This window comes from Martelella sp. UBA3392 (assembly GCF_002358775.1).
Classification (GTDB): Bacteria; Pseudomonadota; Alphaproteobacteria; order Rhizobiales; family Rhizobiaceae; genus Martelella; species Martelella mediterranea.
Genome location: NZ_DEPM01000008.1, coordinates 1 through 6,965 on the forward strand (window position 1 = coordinate 1; position 6,965 = coordinate 6,965).

The 6,965-nt window shown below is 63.5% G+C and carries 5 protein-coding genes; all 5 read right to left on the reverse strand.

Going from position 1 to position 6,965, the window contains the following annotated elements:
- Positions 1-251 precede the first annotated feature (251 nt).
- Complete coding sequence (locus tag B4E36_RS00815) at positions 252-1,508, reverse strand: ABC transporter substrate-binding protein (RefSeq protein WP_018065271.1); 1,257 nt, start codon at positions 1,506-1,508, stop codon at positions 252-254.
- Positions 1,509-1,607: 99 nt separating this feature from the next.
- Entirely contained in the window at positions 1,608-3,125 is a 1,518-nt protein-coding gene (locus B4E36_RS00820; protein WP_292053975.1) for an aldehyde dehydrogenase family protein, read from the reverse strand.
- Between the two features lie 2 nt (positions 3,126-3,127).
- Positions 3,128-3,895: an enoyl-CoA hydratase/isomerase family protein gene (locus tag B4E36_RS00825; protein ID WP_292053973.1), complete on the reverse strand. Its 768-nt coding sequence runs from the start codon at positions 3,893-3,895 to the stop codon at positions 3,128-3,130.
- A gap of 187 nt (positions 3,896-4,082) precedes the next feature.
- Entirely contained in the window at positions 4,083-5,657 is a 1,575-nt protein-coding gene (locus B4E36_RS00830; protein WP_345899856.1) for an acyl CoA:acetate/3-ketoacid CoA transferase, read from the reverse strand.
- 2 nt (positions 5,658-5,659) lie between these two features.
- Positions 5,660-6,661 (reverse strand): Gfo/Idh/MocA family protein, encoded by a 1,002-nt coding sequence (locus B4E36_RS00835; RefSeq protein WP_292053967.1) that lies wholly within the window; start codon positions 6,659-6,661, stop codon positions 5,660-5,662.
- Between the last annotated feature and the right edge of the window lie 304 nt (positions 6,662-6,965).

Sequence of the window (6,965 nt, forward strand, 5' to 3'; positions counted from 1 at the left end):
CCCCGGAGGGGAGAGATGTCGCGACAGCGACAGTGAGGGGGAGAGTATCCCTTGAACGCCCTCACGTTTTGAAATGCTGCTTCACCCTCACTGCCCCTTTCGGGGCATCTCTCCCGCAGGCGGGAGAGAATAGTTGGCGCAAGCGGCAAGGCTCAGGCTTTTACACTATCGCGAATGAGGAAGCGCACCCGGGCGGACCAGCCGATGCAGCAGAATGCCGAGGGCGCTTCAGGCACCCTCGGCATTCTTCGTTACTGAGCGATCTGAACCGCGGTCACCAGCTCGTCCGTTGCCGTTTCGGAATCATACTCGCCGTTGAACTGGGCGGTGATCACGTCGTACATCGCGTTCTTGACCGAGGCCGGGTTGGCGTGGCCATGGGCCATGGAGCCGAACAGGTTGCCGGACGACGAAGCCGCCGCCAGATCCTTCATGCCCTGCTTGCCGCAGGCGTCGAAATCGGCGTCGGAAACATCCGTGCGCGCCGGAACCGAACCCTTGACGACATTGAAGGCCGACTGGAATTCCGGCGACATGATCGCCTTGGCGAGCGCCACCTGCTGTGCCGTCGGCTCGTCGCCCTGGTTGAAGAAGGCGAACTGGTCGGAGTTGAAGGTGACCTGATCCTGCGTGCCGGGGAAACGGAAGCACAGGAAATCCTCGCCCGGCGTCAGGCCGGCCTTGAGAAACTCGCCCTTGGCCCAGTCGCCCATGAACTGGAAGGCGGCTTCGTCGTTGATGACCATGGCGGAGGCCAGGTTCCAGTCGCGGCCGGAGAAGTTGTCGTCGACATAGCCGCGCAGAACGGTCATGCGGTCGAACACTTCCTTCATCGTGTCGGAGCCGAGGGCTTCCGGATCGAGGTCGATCATCGAGGCCTGGTAGAATTCCGGCCCGCCGGTCGCCATCACCACGGCGTCGAAGATGGTGGCATCCTGCCAGGGCTGGCCGCCATGGGCGATCGCCACCTTGCCGGAGGCCTTGACCTTGTCGAGGGCTGCAACCAGCTCATCCCAGTTCTGGGGCTGTTCGATACCGAGTTCGTCAAGGATCTTCTTGTTGGCCCATACCCAGTTGGTGGAGTGGACGTTCACGGGTGCCGCGACCCAGTTGCCATCATATTTCGAGAACTTCTGCAGCGCTTGCGGAACGACTTCGTCCCAGTTTTCCTCCGCCGCGATGTCGTTCAGGTTGGCAAGCGCGCCTTCCTGTGCCCAATCGGTGATGTCGAAGCCAAGCATCTGCACGGCCGCCGGCGGATTGCCGGCGGTCACGCGGGCGCGCAGCACGGTCATGGCCTGTTCGCCGCCGCCGCCTGCGACCGGCATATCCTGCCAGCCGATGCCCTGATCCTGCAGGTTTTCCTTGAGCACGTTGAGCGCCGAGGCTTCACCGCCGGACGTCCACCAGTGCAGGACTTCCACGTCCTCTGCCTTCACTGAAGTCGCCGAAGCCGAGGCCGCGACGATCGCGATAACGGCTGCACTTTTCGCAAAATTCAAACGCATAGTGTCCTCCTGTCTGCGTTTACAATCCCGCCGGGGGAGCATTGCTCCACGGGGCCCGGCAGGCATTTCCTCCTCATGTTCCCCTTGGAAGGGAACAGTTCATTCCACCCAGGGCGCGCGCGAGCGACCGATGCGCATCGTCACGGTTTTCACCTCCAGGTATTCCTCAAGCCCGTAGCGACCCAGCTCGCGGCCGAGGCCCGATTGCTTGACGCCGCCGAACGGCAACTCGGAATATCCATCCATCCAGGTATTGGTCCACACGGTGCCGGCCTGAACGCGGCGGGCGAAGGCGAGGCAGGTCGAAACATCCCTGCTCCAGACGCCGGCCGACAGCCCGTAGCTCGCGTCATTGGCCAGTTCGATTGCCTCCTCAATCGATTTAAAGGTCAGGACCGACAGCACCGGTCCGAAGACCTCCTCCCGTGCGATCGCCATGCCTGAACTGATATTTGTCACGACTGTAGGCGTATAGAAACGACCTGACAACCCCGGGATTTCAAGCGCTCCGCCGCCGAGCGGTATCTCGGCTCCGGCCTCGCGCGCGGCCTCCACATAGCTGTCGATCTTTGCAAAATGCGCCTCGGAAATGATAGCCCCTACTTTAGTCTTAGGGTCGAGCGGATCGCCGAAGGCGACCTTCCTCGAAAGCGCGACCACCTTCTCGGTCAGCGCCTCGGCGACATCCTCGTGGACGATGATGCGCGAGCCGGAATTGCAGCATTCGCCGGCGTTGAAATAGACGCCGAAAACGATCGCGTCGGCGGCGTCATCGAGATCGCAATCGGGAAACACGACCTGCGGGTTCTTGCCGCCAAGTTCGAGCGAGACCTTTTTCAGCGTGCCGGCGCTGGCGCGCACGATCGCCTTGCCGACGCCTGTGGAGCCGGTGAACGAGACCATGTCCACGTGCTCGCTCTCGCACATGGTCGTGCCGACCGGATCGCCATAGCCCAGAACGATATTGACGACGCCATCGGGAATGCCGGCCTCGATCAGCAGTTCGCCGAGAATGACGGTTGAGGACGGCGTCATCTCGGAGGGTTTGATCACGGCGGTGCAGCCGGCGGCAAGTGCATAGGGCAGCTTCTGCGACACGATCAGGAACGGGAAGTTCCATGGCGTGATCAGCGCGGCGACGCCGACCGGCTCCTTCAGCACCACGCCCAGCATGTCGTCGCCAAGCGTGTTGTGGCTGTCGCCGGAAAGCGTGCGGGCAAGGGCTGCGGCATGGCGCCAGAGATCGGCCGCGCCCGCGATCTCGTCACGCGCCTGGGCGATCGGCTTGCCGCTTTCCAGCGTGTCGCGCATCGCGATCTTGTAGAGGTCCCGTTCGATCAGGTCGGCGACCTTCAGGAGAACCGTGGCCCGGGACTTGCCGGAAAGGCGCGACCAGCGGCCGTCGTCGAAGGCGGTTCGGGCGCTGGCGATCGCGGCCTCGGTCTCGGCAACGCCGCCCTTTGCCGCATGGGTGACAGTCACGAGATGGGCCGGCGACTGACGCTCGAAACTTGCGCCATCGGCAGAGGTCTGCCACGTGCCGTTGATCAGGTGTCTGGCCTCGAAGACGGGCTCGTCGAGGCTTTTGACAGCGGGGATAATGGTAAGATCGGTCATGCCTATCTGCCCTTGAATGCGGGTTTGCGTTTGTCGCGGAAGGCGGCGACGCCCTCGGCCTTGTCGGCGGAGGCGGCGATCATGCCGCTGCCGAGCGTCTCGATCATGGCGGCTCTGTCCTCGCCGAAGCCGGCATGGAGCATGTATTTGGCGATTTCGGTGGCGTAGGCGGAGGTGGCGAGCGCGCCATCGGCGATATCGAAGGCGGCGGCGCGCGCGTCTTCGGCGATTTCGGCGGCGAAGCCGAGCGCAACCGCGCGTGTCGCATCGAGCCTGCGTCCGAACAGCGCCATTTCCTTGATCACCGGCTCCGGCAGCAGTCGCGCCACACGCTGCGTGCCGGACCATCCCGGCACCATCCCGATCTTCGGCTCGGGCATCGCGATCGTGGCATTGGGGGTCATGACCCGGATATCGCAGGCCGCCGCGAGTTCCAGCCCGCCGCCCAGCGTATGGCCGGAAAGTGCGGCAATCGTCGGCTTCGACAGCCGCGCCAGCCGGTCGAACCGACGATGGCCGTCGCGCACCCAGTGGCGAGCGAATTCGCCCGGCGGCAGATCGCCCCAGGCCTGAATGTCCGCGCCTGCGCAGAACGCGCGGTCACCCTCGGCAGTGAGGATCACGAAGCGGATTTCGGTGTCGGCGTCGATGACGTCGAGATGGGCGTCGAGCGCGGCCAGCATGTCCGGCGTGAAGGCGTTGAGCTTTGACGGATTGTCGAGCCTGAGTTCGGCAATGGCGTCGTGGCGGATGAGATGAAGGGCGCTCATATTGTATACTCCGGGCCTGTGGCCAGTTGCAGGGGCGGCGCGCAAACCGCGCCGGCGCCGCAACGGGCAATGTTATTGACAGACGCGACTATGCCGCGTTCCGGAGTGATTGGCCATAATAGTTTAGGTTTAAAATAAAAATGGAGGGCGGCCGGGGACGGCTTTACGCCATTTTTTGCCATGGCGCTCACAGCACCAGCCCCATCGGCTTCTCCGAAAGCAGCGACAGCGGCATCATCTTTGCGTTCTCCGCAACCCGCACCCGGCCGCCGGAGGCTGCGACAATGTCGCGTTCTGGATCGATGCCTGGCATGATTTCGGTGGTGACAAGACCGTCATCGGTGATCCGCATCACGCAGCGTTCGGTGACATAGAGCACGTCCTGTCCGGTTTCGCGGGCGCGGCGGCCGGAGAAAGTGACGTGCTCGACCTCATCGACCATCTTGGAGAATTTGCCGGGCTTTTCGACTTTCAGGCCGTCGGCGGAGAGGACAAGCGTCGCCGCGGCTTCGAAAAGCCCAGCAAAAACGATTTTGCGGGCGTTGGCGGTGATATCGACGAAACCGCCGCAACCGGCGGTCAGATACGGTTTCTTGCCGAGCTTGGAGACGTTGACATTGCCCTCGCGGTCGACCTCGAGGAAGGACAGGAAGGAAACATCGAAGCCGCCGCCCTGGAAATAGGTGAACTGGTTGGGCGAGGGCATGAAGGCGTCGGCATTGGAGGCGCAGCCGAAGGCGAAGCCGGTCAGCGGCACGCCGCCGACAGCCCCCTGCTCGATCGCCCAGGTCACCTTGCCGGCATGGCCTTCCTCAAGCAGGATGCGCGGCACCAGCGCGCAGATGCCGAAGCCGAGATTGGCGGTCTCGCCCGCGCCGAGTTCCATCGCGGCGCGGCGCGCGATCACCTTCTCAACGCCGTGCTCGGCGAGTTCGAAATCCTCCAGCGGATGGATGATCTCGCCGGAGATCGCCGGATCGTAGAAGGTTTCGGTCGTCTGGTACTGGCCGGGGTCGACCACAATGAAATCGATGAGGTGACCCGGGACCCGCACGTCATGCGGGCGCAGCGTGCCGGCCGCCGTCACGCGCTTGACCTGGGCGATCACGATGCCGCGATTGTTGCGCGCCGCGATCGCCTGGTCGAGCCCGCCGAGATAGGCGCCCTCATGCTCATAGGTGAGATTGCCGTGTTCATCGGCCGTGGTGGCGCGCAGGATGGTCACGTCGGGGGCGAAATTTTTAAAGTGCAGCCAAGTGTCGCCGGCAAAGTCGACGCGGGCGACGATCGGGCTCTCCCCTGCCCTGTCATTCATGGCGCAGCCCTGCCGCTTGGGATCGACGAAGGTGTCGAGGCCGACCTTGGTCAGCACGCCGGGGCGTTTTGCCGCCACATCGCGCTGCATGTCGAACAGGATGCCGGAGGGCACGTTATAGGCGGCGATCCGGTTTTCGACGATCATCTTCCAGATTTCGGGCATCGGCAGCGACGAAGCGCCGCTCGGATAGGAGCCGGCGATCACGGTGTCGAGAAGCCCGTCCTGCGCGATATGGTCGATGCCCTTGATGCCGTACATGTCGCCGGCGGCAATCGGGTGGATGGTGGTGAGTTTTCGCGGATGGCCGGTCGCCGAAAAACGCGCGCCGAGCGCTTCCAGCACCTTGTCTGGGCAGCCGAGGCCGGAGGACGAGGAGACCGAGACGACGGCATTGTCGGCGATGTGGCTGACGGCGGCCTCGGCGGTGACGATCTTGCCCGGCATGCTCAATATCCTTCGTAATTGACGTCGACGGCGCGGCCTTCCAGCGCCGACTGGCGCACGGCCACGGCGACGGCGAGCGACTTCACGCCGTCGATCCCGTCCGCGGCCGGACGGCCTTCGCCGGCAACGGCGCGGTTGAACGCCGCGATCGCGTATTCGTAGAGGCCATCGCTTTCGTAGGGCACATTGCTTTCGCCCTCATCCGTCACCAGCGTGACGGTTCCGGTCGGCCGCTGGGTCATGACGTTGCGGGCGAAGATCGAACCTTCGGTGCCGTGGATTTCCAGCCCGGAGCCAGCGAAAGGATGCGTGAAGCTTTCATGGCTCTGAACCATGATGCCGGACGGCATGGTCCAGACCGACATCACGCTGTCCTCGACGCCCTGCCCTAGACCGGAGCTGACGGCCTGGGCCACGACCCGTTGCGGGTCTTCATCGAGATAGAAGCGCACGGTATCGGCGTCATGCACCGTGATATCGGGGATCACGCCGCCGCCGGCCGCCGGATTGTCGATGCGCCAGCCGCGCAGGTGCTCCGGCAGCATGACGGCATGGAAGACCCGCATCGACAGCACTTTGCCGATCCGGCCCTCTGTGACCAGCGCCTTGGCGGCGCGATGGGCGCCGGCGCAGCGCAAATGGTGGTTGGTGGCAAACACGAGACCGGCCTCGCGCGCGGCTTCCACCATCGTCCTTGCGTCCGCGACGCTCATCGCCAGCGGCTTTTCGCACAGAACATGTTTGCCGGCGGCAATGGCTGCCAGCGCCTGGTCGCGATGTTTTTCGTTGGTGGTCGAGATATAGACCGCATCGATCTCCGGACGCGCCAGAAGGACGGAAAGCTCCGTGTCGGCGTTGGGGATGTCATGGGCGGCGGCATAAGCTTCGGCGCGCGCGCGGCTGGACGAGAGCACGGCGTCCACGCTGTTGCCTTCATGCGCTCTGATCGCGCCGATCATATACTCCGCCGCGATCGTGCTGGCGCCGATCAGTCCCCACCGCATTCGTTGTTCCTCCCGATTTGGCACGTTCCAATTTTTCCGATTTCTATGCCATCGGTTGCGCCACGTCAATCCGTGCCCGGAAATTTGGTATAGTTTGGGATAATCGGGCGAACGGGCCATGCATGGTTGCCCGCGCCTTTCGCATGGACTACCTAAAGCCTGGGGAAGCCATGTTCTCGGGCCATAAGACCTCGCGGTAACGCAATCACTGTTCATATTGTGCGACTACGGGTAAGCTTTGTTGAGAACATGGGTTGCGATGATCTGTTATGATCGGGAACGTGCTTTTGTGACGGCAGGAGCA